Annotated in this window: 15 protein-coding genes; 8 read left to right on the forward strand and 7 right to left on the reverse strand. The window is 63.4% G+C overall.

Translation table 11 applies throughout. From position 1 onward, the window contains the following. Positions 1-5 precede the first annotated feature (5 nt). Together QRN54_RS21535 and QRN54_RS21540 are read right to left on the reverse strand one after the other, a co-directional pair. Positions 6-437, reverse strand: coding sequence for a type II toxin-antitoxin system Rv0910 family toxin (locus QRN54_RS21535; RefSeq protein WP_030535858.1), 432 nt, complete (start codon positions 435-437; stop codon positions 6-8). A gap of 42 nt (positions 438-479) precedes the next feature. Beyond that, entirely contained in the window at positions 480-1,670 is a 1,191-nt protein-coding gene (locus tag QRN54_RS21540) for a lipid-transfer protein (RefSeq protein ID WP_007735955.1), read from the reverse strand. A gap of 102 nt (positions 1,671-1,772) precedes the next feature. Between QRN54_RS21540 and QRN54_RS21545 the strand changes: the two genes are divergently transcribed. Together QRN54_RS21545 and QRN54_RS21550 are read left to right on the forward strand one after the other, a co-directional pair. Beyond that, on the forward strand, positions 1,773-2,456 hold the full coding sequence (locus QRN54_RS21545) for a TetR/AcrR family transcriptional regulator (protein WP_007735953.1): 684 nt from the start codon (positions 1,773-1,775) through the stop codon (positions 2,454-2,456). Further along, the gene (locus tag QRN54_RS21550) at positions 2,453-3,004 is read left to right on the forward strand and encodes a GNAT family N-acetyltransferase (RefSeq protein ID WP_042453240.1); all 552 of its coding nucleotides are present in this window, start codon (positions 2,453-2,455) and stop codon (positions 3,002-3,004) included. The genes QRN54_RS21545 and QRN54_RS21550 overlap by 4 nt, the downstream gene beginning before the upstream one ends. Here the strand turns inward: QRN54_RS21550 and QRN54_RS21555 are convergent. Genes QRN54_RS21555 through QRN54_RS21565 form a run of 3 tightly spaced genes read right to left on the reverse strand, consistent with a single transcriptional unit; the run spans position 2,982 to position 5,708 of the window. Further along, positions 2,982-4,439 (reverse strand): HNH endonuclease signature motif containing protein, encoded by a 1,458-nt coding sequence (locus tag QRN54_RS21555; protein ID WP_285183048.1) that lies wholly within the window; start codon positions 4,437-4,439, stop codon positions 2,982-2,984. The genes QRN54_RS21550 and QRN54_RS21555 overlap by 23 nt on opposite strands. 35 nt (positions 4,440-4,474) lie before the next feature. Next, positions 4,475-5,125, reverse strand: a complete 651-nt coding sequence (locus tag QRN54_RS21560; protein ID WP_285183049.1) for a DUF6308 family protein — start codon at positions 5,123-5,125, stop codon at positions 4,475-4,477. Then, complete coding sequence (locus QRN54_RS21565) at positions 5,118-5,708, reverse strand: hypothetical protein (protein ID WP_058038083.1); 591 nt, start codon at positions 5,706-5,708, stop codon at positions 5,118-5,120. Before QRN54_RS21565 ends, QRN54_RS21560 begins: the two co-directional genes overlap by 8 nt. A gap of 158 nt (positions 5,709-5,866) precedes the next feature. Here QRN54_RS21565 and QRN54_RS21570 point away from each other — a divergent pair, with 158 nt between their 5' ends. Beyond that, positions 5,867-6,634 carry an SDR family NAD(P)-dependent oxidoreductase gene (locus QRN54_RS21570; protein ID WP_003944195.1) on the forward strand — a complete coding sequence of 256 codons (768 nt, stop codon included), beginning with the start codon at positions 5,867-5,869 and terminating at the stop codon, positions 6,632-6,634. A gap of 55 nt (positions 6,635-6,689) precedes the next feature. Here QRN54_RS21570 and QRN54_RS21575 read toward each other — a convergent pair whose 3' ends face one another. Further along, entirely contained in the window at positions 6,690-9,017 is a 2,328-nt protein-coding gene (locus QRN54_RS21575; protein WP_030535863.1) for a putative bifunctional diguanylate cyclase/phosphodiesterase, read from the reverse strand. A gap of 138 nt (positions 9,018-9,155) precedes the next feature. After that, positions 9,156-10,712 (reverse strand): TM0106 family RecB-like putative nuclease, encoded by a 1,557-nt coding sequence (locus QRN54_RS21580; RefSeq protein ID WP_063315974.1) that lies wholly within the window; start codon positions 10,710-10,712, stop codon positions 9,156-9,158. A 124-nt stretch (positions 10,713-10,836) separates the two neighbouring features. On the opposite strand from QRN54_RS21580, the gene QRN54_RS21585 reads away from it, so the two are divergent. From QRN54_RS21585 to QRN54_RS21605, 5 genes are read left to right on the forward strand one after another with little or no spacing between them, the layout of a single operon-like run. Then, positions 10,837-11,490 (forward strand): DUF6474 family protein, encoded by a 654-nt coding sequence (locus tag QRN54_RS21585; protein ID WP_218695345.1) that lies wholly within the window; start codon positions 10,837-10,839, stop codon positions 11,488-11,490. Between the two features lie 14 nt (positions 11,491-11,504). Continuing rightward, positions 11,505-12,020, forward strand: coding sequence for a hypothetical protein (locus tag QRN54_RS21590; protein WP_058227362.1), 516 nt, complete (start codon positions 11,505-11,507; stop codon positions 12,018-12,020). Between the two features lie 52 nt (positions 12,021-12,072). Beyond that, entirely contained in the window at positions 12,073-12,747 is a 675-nt protein-coding gene (locus tag QRN54_RS21595) for a YcnI family copper-binding membrane protein (RefSeq protein WP_064688015.1), read from the forward strand. Next, the gene (locus QRN54_RS21600) at positions 12,747-13,265 is read left to right on the forward strand and encodes a copper resistance CopC family protein (RefSeq protein ID WP_003944137.1); all 519 of its coding nucleotides are present in this window, start codon (positions 12,747-12,749) and stop codon (positions 13,263-13,265) included. Before QRN54_RS21595 ends, QRN54_RS21600 begins: the two co-directional genes overlap by 1 nt. A 4-nt stretch (positions 13,266-13,269) precedes the next feature. Continuing rightward, the gene (locus QRN54_RS21605; RefSeq protein WP_003944164.1) at positions 13,270-14,211 is read left to right on the forward strand and encodes a CopD family protein; all 942 of its coding nucleotides are present in this window, start codon (positions 13,270-13,272) and stop codon (positions 14,209-14,211) included. Positions 14,212-14,222: the final 11 nt, after the last annotated feature.

Below are 14,222 nucleotides of genomic sequence, written 5' to 3' on the forward strand. Positions count from 1 at the left end.
AGCCGTTACCCGACCAGCTCGGCGAACTTGGCCAGCGAGGCCTCGAGATCAGCCTTGGCGTTCTTGGCAACTGCCTTGCCGATCGGCCCGACGATCATGGTGCCCTTGAAGCTGGCGTCGACGGTTGCCTTCGAGCCCGCACCGTCGGCCTCGACCGAGAGGATGAATTCGACGGTGACGCCGGCCATTCCGGTACCGGCAATCTTGACCATCTTCGGAACCTCGACCTCTTCGACGGTCCACTCGATCTTGTTGGCCATACCCATCACGGAGACGACCTCGGTGAACTTGGCGCCCAACGCGACCTCGGTGGGGAGTTCACTCTTCCAGCCCTGATGAATGGTGAGCCACTCTTCCCAGCGAGACAGATCGGAGAGCGCATCCCAGGTCTTCTCGGGGGATGCGGGCAGTACAGCGGAGACGGAAACGGAAGCCATGATGAAACTCCTAGTGGATAGCTAGCGGGTTGAGGGTGTGATTCAGCGTGCGTAGGGCTTGTATGCGGTCACGACAACTGCACCGCCGAGTCCGATGTTGTGCTGGAGGGCGACCTTCGCGCCGTCGACCTGACGCTTGTCCGCGGTTCCGCGGAGCTGCCAGGTGAGTTCGGCGCACTGCGCGAGGCCTGTTGCTCCGAGGGGGTGGCCCTTCGAGATGAGGCCGCCGGACGGGTTGACCACCCAGCGTCCGCCATAGGTGGTGTCGTCGGCGTCGACGAGCTTGCCGCCGTCACCTTCGGCGCACAGTCCAAGTGCCTCGTAGGTCAGCAACTCGTTAGTGGAGAAGCAGTCGTGGAGTTCGATGACGTCGACGTCGTCGGCGGTGATCCCGGCCTGGGCGTACACCTTCTCGGCGGCCTTGCGGGTCATGTCTGCGCCGACGAGGCTGATGGCGCTCTTGTCCTCGAAAGTGCTGTTCATATCGGTGACCATGGCCTGCCCGACGATCTCGATCGCCTGAGCAGCGAGGCCGTGCTTCTCGACGAATGCTTCGCTGGCGATGATCGCCGCACCGGATCCGTCCGAGGTGGGCGAGCACTGGAGCTTGGTGAGCGGCCCGTGGATCTGGCGTGCTTCGAGGATCTGCTCGAGGGTGTACTCGTCCTGGAACTGGGCATACGGGTTGTTCAGCGAGTGCTTGTGGTTCTTGACGGCGATCTTCGCGAACTGCTCGGCAGTGGTTCCGAAGCGTTCCATGTGCTCGACGCCGGCCGCGCCGAACATGTACGGAGCGGGCGGCATCGCGAACTCCTGCAGCTCGGCGAGAGCGAGGAGGTGCCGCATGAGGGGCTGTTCGCGGTCGTCGTAGGTGGATCCGAGCGACCCGGATTGCATCTTCTCGAAGCCCAGCGCGAGTGCGCAGTCGGCCTGACCACTCTTGACCGCCTGCGTGGCGAGGTAGAGCGCGGTCGATCCCGTCGAACAGTTGTTGTTCACGTTGACGATGGGGATACCTGTCAGACCGAGCTCGTAGACAGCGCGCTGACCTGCGGTGGACTCGCCGTAGACGTAGCCGACGTATGCCTGCTCGACCTCGGTGTAGTCGATACCCGCGTCTTCGAGCGCCTTGGTACCCGACTCGCGTGCCATGTCGGGGTAGTCCCACTCGCGGGCTCCCGGCTTCTCGAACTTCGTCATGCCGACGCCGACGACAAAAACCCTGTTACTCATTGCCACTCCTGAAGAGAACGGTATCTGTGTGTGACACGCTGTCCCACCAAAGTATGTGAGACATCTTGTCCAGTCAATGGCGGGGTGAGTATCGTTCGATTTATGACAAAAACAGCCGAGTCGGCGCAGCCCGACGGGCGCAGCACTCGCTGGAACGATCACAAGGAGCAGCGCAAAGCGCGGATCCTCGACGCAGCACTCGATGCAGTCAACGAAGGTGGCGCCGACGTCGGCGTCCAGCAGATCGCCGAGCGCGCCGACGTCCCCCGTTCCGTTGTCTACCGGATCTTCAAGGATCGAGCCGACCTCGACGAGCAGCTGCGAGTCCGCATCCTCGAGATGATGATGACCGACCTGACCCCCACCCTCACTCCACAAGGCACCGTCGGCGAGGCCATCTCACGGGCCGTCGAGACCTACCTCCAGTGGATTGTGAAATATCCACGACTGCACCACTTTTTAGGCAAGGGCTCGCCGAGTACGCGGGCCACCGGTTCGAAAGTGGTGACCGGAACCAAGACGGCAATCGCCGTCCAATTGGGAAATTTGTTGGGCACGATCCTCACCAGCCGTGGCAAACCGTCGAAGATGGCTGAGCCCTTGGCTTTCGGCGTCATCGGATTGGTCGACGTCAGCGTCAACCGTTGGCTCAGCCAGCCGGGTTCCGATGTGACCAGCGCAGAATTGGCCGAGTTCCTCGAACGCTCCATCTGGCAAGTCCTCGACGGCAATCTCCGGAGCATCGGTGTCGACATAACGCTGTCGACCCCCATCGCCGACCTGTGACAGTCACCGAACTACCCTGGACACTCGACGGACGGGGACTTCAACTGATCCAGGTTCCATCACTCGCCCTGCACGCACTGGGTGAAGACAACGCCACTCTTGCAATGGAACTCGCACCCAACCTCCTGACCCCGTATCTCCTCGGCGAAGAATGCCAGGGCTTGTGGCGCTACCGGAGCAAGCAGATAGCAGAGAATCCCCTCGACAGCGCGTGGATCACCCGCATCGCAGTCGATGCCCGCACCTCGACGCCGGTGGGGTTGGCCGGATTCCACGGTCGCCCCGATGCGCGCGGGATGGTGGAGGTCGGATATCGCATCGACCCGGCGTTCCGGCGTCAGGGCTACGCACGAACCGCCCTCGAGATACTTCTCGACGTCGCAAGTCGCGAATCCGAAGTACACACCGTTCGAGCGACCATCAGTCCGGACAACATCGCATCACGAAATCTGATCAGCCAGTACGGTTTCAACGAAGTCGGTGAGCAGTGGGACGAAGAAGACGGTCTGGAGACCATCTTCGAAGTCAGTGCCTCTCCGGAACCGTGACAGCCGTCAACCCGCTGGTTTTATCGGTCCAGTGAATGGCACGGTCCTCCAGCATCACCGGCGTCCACAACCTGTATGTCTTCACCTGATGGTGACGACGACACAGGCATTGGAGGTTGCTCGCAATGGTCCACCCACCGCGTCTCGGATCGGAAGGATCGAACTCGGTGATGTGGTCGATTTGGCACCTGTTCGCGGGCACCGAACAACCAGGGAACCGGCAGTGACCGTCGACGGCCCGCACCAATGCGGCCAGAGCCGCTCCCGGAGCATAGGTCAGCGCGCCGGGAGGCGGATCGGGTTGGGTGCCATGCCCATCCGATCTTCGAACGATGTCCGGGGATCGCGCGACCAACCGTTGCATCGCCCGAATCCGATCCCCGCAGCCGTTCGGTTCGCGACTTGGGCGATCACGTCGGGTGACAAGCGGCAGGACAGTCGGAGCATGCTGCCGACGCGGTCGGTTCCCCGCGGCCTGGGCGCGGAAATCGACGAACAAGGCCTGCCAGGTGGAATCAGCGGCGAGCTCGCGAGCAAAATCAGGATCGATCGGCCCGTATCCGTCGATGCTCGCGGGATCTGACGTCAATCCGAGGAGCGTCGCCAGATCACACACGATGTGCAACACCGGCTTCCGACGTGAGGGCGCAGTCGATCGAGCTGCTGGGGATACTGCCTCGCACGTTTCGCTGCCACACTGGCACGTCAGCCCCTGTTCGCCGTGCAGCAGAGCGACCAGTGCGTCGGCCCTACGGGTCGAGACATTTCGTGGATCGTGGTTGCAGACGCTTCCGGCGGCCTCGTTGATCAGGCCAAGCGCTTCGACGGCCTCGGTCGCGCTGAGTGTTGCCTGCAACTGGGCGAGTCCGTGACGGTCTGCACGCGTGCGAACATCGCGGTGTTCCAGCATCTTCCGGCGACGTTCGGCGGCAGCATCCGGATCGTAGGCAAAGAGCTGGCGCTCGATGTCGCGCTCCAGTTGCCCGGGCGGAAGACGGTGCGCCGAGGCAAGTACCCGGCGCTCGAGTGCTGCGATCGCCTCCGGGTCGGCCCCGGTGAGTCCGTCGACAATCTTGCGCACGCGCGCATAGTCCAGCTCGCCGGCAGCGAAGGCGGCCTTTGTGAACGGAAGGAACTCCCGCAGGGCATCACCGATCTCGATGTGGACTTCGGCAGTACGACGCGAGCACGTGAGCATGACCGCGATCTCGTTGCATGCGATCCGCCACGCCTTGTCGACATCACCGGACACGTCGAGTTCGGCGTTGAATCTCGACTCCGACAACATGGATGCACCGAGCACCTTTTGCGCGGCAAGCATGTTCTCGCTCTGCGCCGTCGCAAAGAGCATGTCCGGCAACACGAGTGGGTCGACAACAGGACGGCCGTCATCGACGGATGTCCCCACACCGCTCGTCAATCCCTTATCGAACATACATTCGACAATAGACCTGCCCACCGACAAGAAAGCTAGAGTGCCGGTTTGTATCCCTTACCCTGCATCCACGCCAGCACGTCCAACACCCTGATGACCGGAACGGATTCGTCGAGACCTGCTCGTGCACGTAGATCGAGGAGTCGACTCTGCAACTCGTCTTCCCGCATGGCTACGCGAACGGGTTCCAGGTGGGCCGACTTCGTTCCCAACTCCCGCCCGACGACGTCGTCGTAGATCGGGAAGAGTCGCGGACGCTTGCGCGCGATCAGTTTGGACGCCATGGTTCGCCCGACGCCGTGAATCTCTCGAAGCGCCGTCTCCAACCGCCACACCGGGGATTCCGGAGTGAAGGGATCGGGTTCGTTCGACAGATCGCGATCCGGGCCCACGTCCGCCAGGAGTCGGTTCAGTTCGGCATTGTTCTCCCCGAGCAGGAAGAAGGCTCCTTGCGCCGGAATCTGAACCGACAGAAGAGTCACCGCAACAAGATCTTCCGCGGTGAAGATGTTCGCATCACGATCGCGATTGCCACTGGGATCCCAGGAATCCCACAACGCACCGGTTCGGAGATAACCGGTCTTTCGGAGCGGCCTCGTGAAATATTCCTGCAGCACGTCGACCGCGCCGTCATCGTCCCCGTCTCGCAGCACACGCGGGAGTCGGATGGGCAACTGATCAACCATGGTCGAGCGACCTTTCCAGTACATATTTGGCGAACCCGGCGTTGTGATACTGCCGAAATGGGCCCTTGCCCTTGGCAACAAGATGCTCCGCGAGCGGACGAACCGTCGTCACGTCGACGGGCAGCTGGGCGAACTGTTCCAACGCATCCGAGTCCTCGAGACTGCAGTCGATCACGGTCCCGTCGCCGTCGGCGGACGCCAACTCGGTGCGTCTGATGGCGACCAGATCGTGCTTGGCATCGAGTTCTTCGATGCTGCAGCCGGTTCGCGATTCCAGTGCCGAACTGGATACGTAGACGGACATGACGTGCTCGATCGCCTTACCGCCGACCAGATGGCACTCGACGCTCAGAATCTCCATCGGACCGATATTGAGCGTGAACAAGCGATGGCGCTCCGCGGATCGGTTGGTCGACGGCAGGCAACTGATCGTCCACTGTTCGATCTCGACGGCGGCCGGAGCGTCGAACGCGTAGGAGAGAACCTCGGCAATCAGCTCGGCAAGATCTTCGAAGAGAGGGTCGCGCTGCAACCGCTCGAAATTCTCGACAGAAGCGGCGGGACGCACAGGCGCCTTGCTCACGCAGGTCCCCTCTCGTCCGGTGCTTTGCTCTCAGACCTCGCGTCCAAGGTACCCAGCCCTACGCGGGTCTCGCGCGTTCGCCCTCACATACACCCTCGCGTTATGGTTCTCGACACGTACCACCGCCTTACCGATCGCTAACTCGAGGAGCACACGAAGTGGAAATCAAGGGAACCGCAGCACTGGTCACCGGAGCGGCATCAGGCCTCGGCGCCGCAACAGCCAAGCGCCTCGCCGACGCCGGCGCTACCGTCTTCGGCCTGGATCTGCCCGCGTCGATCGAGCGCGCAGGCGACAACGTCCCCGCCGGCGTCACCCTCATCCCCACCGACGTGACCAGCGGCGAAGAGGTCGAAGCAGCGATCAACCAGATCGTCGAGTCGGGCTCCCCGCTGCGCATCGTCGTCAACTGTGCCGGTGTCGGCTGGGCCGGACGCATCCTGTCCAAGAAGGGTCCGCACGACCTCGAGCTGTTCCGCACGGTCATCACCGTCAACCTGCTCGGCACCTTCAACGTCATGCGCCTGGCCGCCGACGCCATCGCCAAGACCGAGGCCGTCGACGAGTCGGGCCAGCGCGGCGTCGTCATCAACACCGCTTCCGTTGCTGCCTTCGAAGGCCAAATCGGCCAGATCGCGTACTCCGCCTCCAAGGGCGGCGTGCACGGCATGACGGTTCCGGCTGCCCGTGACCTTGCGCAGTTCGGCATCCGCGTCAACACGATCGCTCCCGGCATCATCGACACCCCGATGCTCGCAGGCGTCACCGACGAGTACCGCAAGGGCCTCGAGGCCGGCGTTCCGTTCCCGTCGCGCCTGGGCCAGCCGTCCGAGTACGCGCAGCTCGCGCAGATGATCGTCGAGCACGACTACCTCAACGGCGAGACCATCCGCATGGACGGCGCACTGCGCATGGCGCCGCGCTAACCTCCCTGCTGTGCGCCTTTATTAACCGCCCACGGTTAATAAAGGCGCACAGTTGTCAGAACGAATGAAAATACCCACCGTTGGAGTGGGCAGTTGCGCTGAGGTACTCGGCTACTTCCTTCGCCGGCATCGGTCGGCTGATGTAGTAACCCTGAACCAATTCACAACCGGCGGTAAGCAAGAGCCTCAGCTGGTCGGCCGTCTCCACGCCTTCCGCCAATGACTGCATACCGAGCGCCTTCGCCACCTCGACCACCGAAGTGACAACTGCCGAATCACCCTCGCTCAGTTCGGTGATGAACGACCGGTCGATTTTCAGAATGTCCAACGGCAGTTTCTTCAAACTCTCGAAAGACGAATAGCCGGTTCCGAAGTCGTCCAGGGCAATCGCAATTCCGGTGGCACGCAGGCGATCCAACTCGGCGACGGCAAGCTCCTCCACTGCTCCCGTCTCTGTGATTTCCAGCTGAAGCCGTTTGCCGGAAAGACCGCTTGCCTCCAGCGCATCGTTCACGGCCGATCCGAACCCGGACGACATCAGTTGCACCGGAGAGACGTTCACCGTCACGTAAGTGTCGTCGGGCCACGTCGCGGCTTCGGCGCACGCCATGTTCAGTACCTGAAGCCCCAGAGGGACTATCAGGCCGGTCTCCTCCGCGACATCGATGAAAATGTGCGGTGCAAGCACGCCCCGCACCGGGTGATTCCAGCGAAGCAGTGCCTCGAAACCCTCGACGCGGCCGGTGTCCGCACGAACCTGCGGTTGGTAGTACAGCTCGAACTGCCGAGACTCGATCGCAAGCCCAAGTTCTTGCAGGGCCGATGCTCGCTCCCTGGCCCGCGCCCGCAGCACCGGTGAGTATCTTCCTACCCGGTTCTTGCCGGCGGATTTTGCCGCATACAGCGCCAGGTCGGCGGACATGACAAGCGTGTCCGCATCTTCGGAATCTGCGGGTGCGCCGGCATAGCCGATCGATGCACGAACCTCGATGCGATTCCCCCGCACGTAAAACGGCTCACGCAATGCATCCAGATAGCGAGCGAACACCTCTCCGCCGTCCCCTGTTCCCCGCAAGACGACGCCGAATTCGTCACCACCGATTCGCGCACACATGGCGCCGTCGACCACCCGATTGAGCCGTGCAGCAACGGAAATCAACAATTTGTCACCGACAGGGTGCCCTAACGTGTCGTTCACCGACTTGAAATTGTCCAGGTCGAGGATTCCGACAAGGACTTCCTCGCCGGTTCGGACGGTGCCGAGCGCGTCGGACAGCTCCGAGCCGAACGTCCGGCGATTCGGGAGCCCGGTCAGTCCGTCGGTTGCAGCAAGCCACAGAATTCGCCGCTCGTAGTTGTACTTCTCGGTGATGTCCGAGCCCACGCCTCGCCAACCCACGAACTCCGTGGCCTCGGATAGCCTGGGGTGACCCGACAGAGACCACCATCGGTCGACGCCGTCGACACGAACGGGAATGACGACCTCTCGAAACGGCATGAGGCGGTCGAGGTGGTCTCCGATGACCTGGACCGCGGCTCGGCCACTCTTCGTCGAACCCACGTCGAGCCGATCCAACAATCCGCGCAGCGACAGGGTTCGCAAGTCGGAGACGGGAACTCCCGAGATCTGCGACAGCCGAGCGGAGGTGTGCGACAACGTCCCGGTGGTGTCGACTTCCCACAGCCAGTCGCGTGACCCACCCTCGAAATCGTCGAGAAGCAAACTGACCGTCTGGCGCTCGGCAGCAGCCTCGAACTCGGCAAGACAACGACTTCGGAACGACGCCCAGAGGTACACGACGCCGATAATCAGTGTCACCGAGTAAACGACCAACTGGAACGAGAGGACAGCGTATTCCGTGGTTCTCTTGGGCAGGATAACGACGAGCAATCCGATGCTGTGCACCAGAATCCACGCTACCGCTATCGACCGAACCGTCGACAACGCTACGGCGCCGGCGCCCATGACTCCGGCGAATGTCGCTAGAAGCACAAGCTTTCGCGAGTTGTCCGTCACGGGAAGCATCGCGGCGGCGAGAACGACAAGCAGAAGCCCGAGCAGGATCACCTCGAGCATGAGCGCCCAGTAGTCGTACCTCGTCGTATGTTTGGGCGTGTACCGGCCCTTCAGGACGACTCGCGGTATCCAGACGCGCACCGAATTGAGGACGACCAAGAAGGCCGCAGAACCCCAGATCACCCGAAACTCGTTGTGACCGGGGGGTACGACATACACAAGCAAAGCGCACACGCTGAGTACATTGACCATGTTGGCCAGTGGCGCGACCGTCGTCACCTGCAGTATCTGGCGTGCGAAGAGGTCGCGCCGCTCGACGTCAGACAGTTCGGCGTCGCTCGCACTCGAAGTCAGCCTGCTCAGCATGCAACACCCTCCATCGTGGAGCCGACCAGATGAAGGTAGCGCGGATGCGGGTTCCGGACACACGATGACGAGAAACTACGAGTTGAAACATACTGTTAAATAGGATGTTTCAGACAATCGCGACAGAACGGATCAGCGCTACAACTCGGAAGCCAGCGGAATTTCCTTCTCCGCGCGGTCCGTCATCCACTCACGGAGGACCTTGGTGGCAATGACGTCGTCCTCGTTGTACTGCAGGATGCGTGTCCGCTGCGTCTCGTCCGGCTCACCGTCGTAGCCGACCGCCTCGCGGTACCACGCCATCGACGCTTCACCCCCGGCCTCGGCGTCACGCCAGTTGAATCCGGCAACGGGGGCAATCTTCTTGAGTCCCTTGCCGTTCGGGCAGATGAACTGATCACTCACCGCTTGATAGATGTCGACCCACTGCGGACTGTCGATGAACTCGCGGATCTCGTCCTTACTCGGAATCCCGGGTTCACCGGCAAACCTGCGCGCCGAGTCCAACAACCATTTGTCCTCGGCCGAACGCGAATAGCAGTACGCGGCAAAGGTTTTACCCGAAGCGGCGGCTGCGGCACGCTCCGCCATCAGCCAGCCCCAGAACTCTGCGAACGACCGCGCCTCGTCACGTGTCGGCAACGGGTCCCACGTCGCAAATCCTCGATACATCGAGAAGCCACCGACATTGAGCAACGTCCCCCACAGGTAGGCGCCGTGCTCCTGATAGCTCTCCATGTCGACGTCGATCTCGATGTCCGCCCGAGTCACCGAGATTTTCTCGAACCGCCGCACCAACGGAGCATCCACCAACCACGCCTTGGCGATCACTACTGCGTCGTCGAAATTTCCGTGCGGCCAATCCTCGAGCGGCTCACCGTCCCAGGCGGCCAGCTGATCGATCGTGTTGCAGCCCACGTCGCGCAGAAGCTCGGCCCGCGATCCGACAGCCACCAGGCTGACGTCGCGGTTGCGGACCAACTCCTGCTTGCATTCGGTCCACCACGGGCACGACTTGCACTCGCTCACCTGTGACGGAGACGTCAGCACCTCACCGCGGGCCACAGCGATACGGTCGGCGAAACGCTTGTCGTAATCGTCGAGAATCGCGCTGAGGTCGTGGACGAGGATGCAGTCTCCGTTGTATCCGATCGCGCCTGCCGTCAGCGACGGGCTCGCCAGCCCACGACGCTCGAGCATCCGATAGACCTGCGCGACGCGCATCTGATCGCGGACCTGACTGCGGACCTTGCGTTTGGGATCGGCCGCGGGCTCCCATTCGAAGAGCCCCGAGGTGATCGCGCCCTGGCCGGGATCGGTCACCTTGTGATTGACGACAATGACGGGGATGTACCCGCCGCCCTCGTCGTCACGGATGAGCATTTCGCAGCGGCCCTTGCGTCCGGTGTCGCGCTCGACCGGCAAGACCGCGCCCCAGATCCGGTCTGCGCCGGCCTCACAGGCAGCCAAGGTGTCGCGAGCCTGAGCCGACGCCGATTGGTCGGGGTTGATCTTCACCCAACGCTCGGGAGCAGCACCGATCACGAGTTCGGCGATCTCCGCGCGCTTCGCGATCGCGGCATCCTGGCGCTGCTTGATGCCGGTGTCGACGGGTTCCGAAGCCGATTTCCCGGGAAACAACCCGTCCAGACGCACCCGATGACGGCATCGGGTCAACGCCCCCGAATCGATGATCGGGAGCTGGGGCGCGGGGTTGTTAACGGAACACACGATGACGAAGATTATGTGCTCCCCTAGGCTGAAGCCGAAGCGCAGGTACCTGGCAACACACAAACACCTGGAAACGGGGTCCTTTTCGATGGGGTTGTTCAAGAAGCGAAAGTCTCGTGCCACCCGCAAGGCGGAGGCAAAGGCTCTCAAGCACAAGGCTGAGGTCGAGGCGAAGCTCAACGCCAAGAGCCAGCGTAAGCGCGACAAGGTCGAGACCAAGTCGCTCAAGAAGCTGGAGAAAGCCGAGATCGAGTCACAGCACAAGATCGAAAAGGCGCAGATCGCGACCCTGAAGGCGCAGGAGAAGGCCGCTGCGAATCAGGGCCTGACCGTCGCCAAGGTGCGTAAGTACCTGGGAGTGGCACGTCTGCTTGCCCCCGTTCTCCTGCCGATCGGTTACCGCGCAGCCACGGCGGTGCGCGCCCAGCTCGACACCACGCGTGCACAGAAGATGGGCATCGCCGTCGACCAGCTCGGTGACTACACCGGTCACGGCGCGAAGTTGAGCGCTCGTATCGCCGGCGCCGAGAGCTCGGTCACCGAGATCCTCAGCCGCAAGCCCGACGACGCGGAGACGCAGCGTTTCGCCGCCGCCATCCGTGAGCGCCTCGGCGACCTCAGCACGGCAGTTCGCGCTGCCGAGCAGATGCCGCAGGCTCGCCGTAAAGCAGCTCACCAGGCGATTTCTTCCGAACTCGACGGCGTCGAAGCAGATCTGCTCGCACGTCTCGGCGTGCGCTAGACCTGAGAACTCCAGTGAGAGCAGCCGAGCAGACCGCGACCCTCCGGGGGACAGCTGTCGGTTCCGCTTCGGCTGCTCTCGCTGTCGCCGCGCACGGGATCGGCGGAGGCGAGCTGCCACAGTCGTCGTCGCTGACCCTGTTGCTCGCCGTCTGCGCAACCGTCGGCGCCGTGACGGCCACCCTTCCCGCCCTCTCACGGGGGCCCGCTGCCTTGATCGTTGCTCTGGGTCTGGGTCAGTTGGCCGCGCACACCACCATGACGCTCTCCGAGCACGCTCATTCGCCCGCTCCGGGATTGGTGATGCTCGGTGCTCACGCCAGTGCCACCGTCGCTTGTGCGGTGGCGGTCCTGGCCGCCGAGCGCCTCTACCGAGTTGTCACCCACGCTCTCCACATCGTCCTGGCGTCTCTGGCTCCCGCCGCTGTCACTTCCCGCGGCCACACCGTCTCGACCGGAATCCATCACGGACCTGTCGACGCTCTACTTCGCGCCAGCATCTCGCGGCGCGGTCCTCCTGCCCTGGTCTGAAGATTCGTAGAACGCCCCACCCCTTCACCAGACCAAGAGGACACTTCCCGACATGAAGAACACCCTGATTTCGCGCGCGGTTGTCACGACCGTCGCTACCGGCAGCGCCGTGCTGCTGGCCGCCGGAATTGCTTCAGCGCACGTCAGCGTCGTCGCACCAGGAGCTGCGCAGGGCGGATACTCCGTTCTCACGTTCCGCGTGCCCACCGAATCCGACACCGCTTCGACCACCAAGCTGACGGTCGCACTCCCCGACCTCAAGTCGGCACGCACCGAACCGATGCCCGGCTGGACCGCAGTCGTGGAGAAGGACCCCACCTCGTTGGTCGCCAAGTCCGTGACGTGGACCGCCGACCCCGGCGTCGGAATCGCCCCCGGCCAGTTCCAGCAGTTCGTCCTTTCTGCCGGCCCGCTGCCGGAGCAGGACGAGGTCGAGTTCAAGGCTGTCCAGACGTACAGCGACGGCAACGTCGTCAACTGGGATCAGGAAGAGCTTGCCGACGGCAGCGAGCCGGACAAGCCCGCCCCGACGCTGACTCTCGCCGCGTCCACCGGCGATGCCCACGGAGCCCCCTCTGCCGATAACACTGCCGAGACGTCCGCCGCATCCGAAGCCGCTGACTCTTCGTCGGACAACACCGCCCGCTGGCTCGGCGGCGTCGGCCTGGTGCTCGGCGCGTTGGGCGCTGCACTCGGCCTCGGCGCACTGGTCAGGAGCAAGCGCTGATGAGTACCCGGATCAAGGTCATCGCCGTCGGCATGCTCGCGATGCTGGCCACGATGCTCGGAATGGGCACGGCCAGTGCACACTCCGCGGTCGTCGGCTCCAACCCGGAAAACGGTGCGTCCATTCAGGTTGCGCCTGACACGGTTTCGGTCACGTTCAACGAGGCTCTGCAGGCACAGTTCGCGGCGCTGACGGTCACCGGCCCGGACGGCAACCTCTGGACCAAAAGCGATCCGTCCGTCGAAGGACCCACTGTCAGTGCAGACCTCGGCGATCTCGGGCCGACCGGCGTCTACACCATCGCGTACCGCGTCACCTCCGCTGACGGTCACCCCGTCAACGGAACCCTGACGTTCACCCTCACCGAGGCGGGGTCGGGCACTCCCGGCGCTGCCGCCGCGTCGAGTACGGGTGAGTCGGAGTCCGGCAGCATGCCGGTGTGGATCTTCATCGTCGCCGGCGTCGTCGTGTTCGGCGGTGCGCTGTTCTTCGTGCTCCGTAAGCCGAAGTCGAGCTGATCGCGTGACGGGTACGGCAAACAGGTGGTGGTTGCTGTTTGCCGTACCCACAGCTCTGCTGGGAGTCCTGATCGCCTGGGGCCTCGCCAGCCCGTCGGGACCCGAATCGTCGAGCACGGTCCGCGTTCTCGCGATCGGATGTGGTTCGTTGACCCTCGGCATCGCGACGCTCGCCTGGATGGGCCGCAGTGAACGCCGCCCGGCGACAACCCCCGCCGTCATGTGGACTCAGCTCACCGCGGTGGCAGCAGTGTGGCTCGTCGCCGAGATCACGCTCCTCGTGCTCAATGCCGCAGCGGCCGACGGCGCCCCGGTCACCTCGCTGACCATCGGGCACTTCGGCGCATTCGTCTCCGAGGTCAACGTCGGCCGCGTCGGCGTCGCGATCATCGCGTGCGCGTTTGCCGTCGTCTGTTACGGCATCTACGGATTCACCAATCCCGAGACGGTGCCCGTCGCACCGGCATTGGTCGTCTCCGCGTTGGCGCTCGCTGCCCGCCCGATCACCGGGCACATGGCGCAGCAGAGCTTCGGATCGATCCTCGACGCCGTTCACGTCCTCGCTGCGGCCTTGTGGTTCGGCGTGCTCGCCGCACTCGCGCTTGCCGTACCGTCGCGCGGTGCCTGGGCGATCTGGTTGCCCAAGTACTCCGCTCTCGCCTGGCGATGCGTCCTCGCGCTGGTCGTCACCGGTATCGTCAACGCCGTCGTGCGACTCGACTCACTCTCCGCCTTCTACGACACCGCATACGGTCGGGTGATCCTCGCCAAGATCGTGGCGATCGGACTGCTCGTCGCCCTGGGATGGTGGTGGCGCCGGACATGGGTGGTCGCGAGCGCTGCACACCGCATGAGTTCGGACGGATCCCTGCGTCGCGCCATCGGTGAAGTTGTCTTCATGGCCATCGCATTCGGGCTTGCCGCGGCCCTTGCGACAACTGCGTAAGACGTGCCTCA

The sequence above is a fragment of the Rhodococcus sp. MEB032 genome (assembly GCF_030208925.1).
GTDB classification, from domain to species: Bacteria; Actinomycetota; Actinomycetes; order Mycobacteriales; family Mycobacteriaceae; genus Rhodococcus_F; species Rhodococcus_F qingshengii.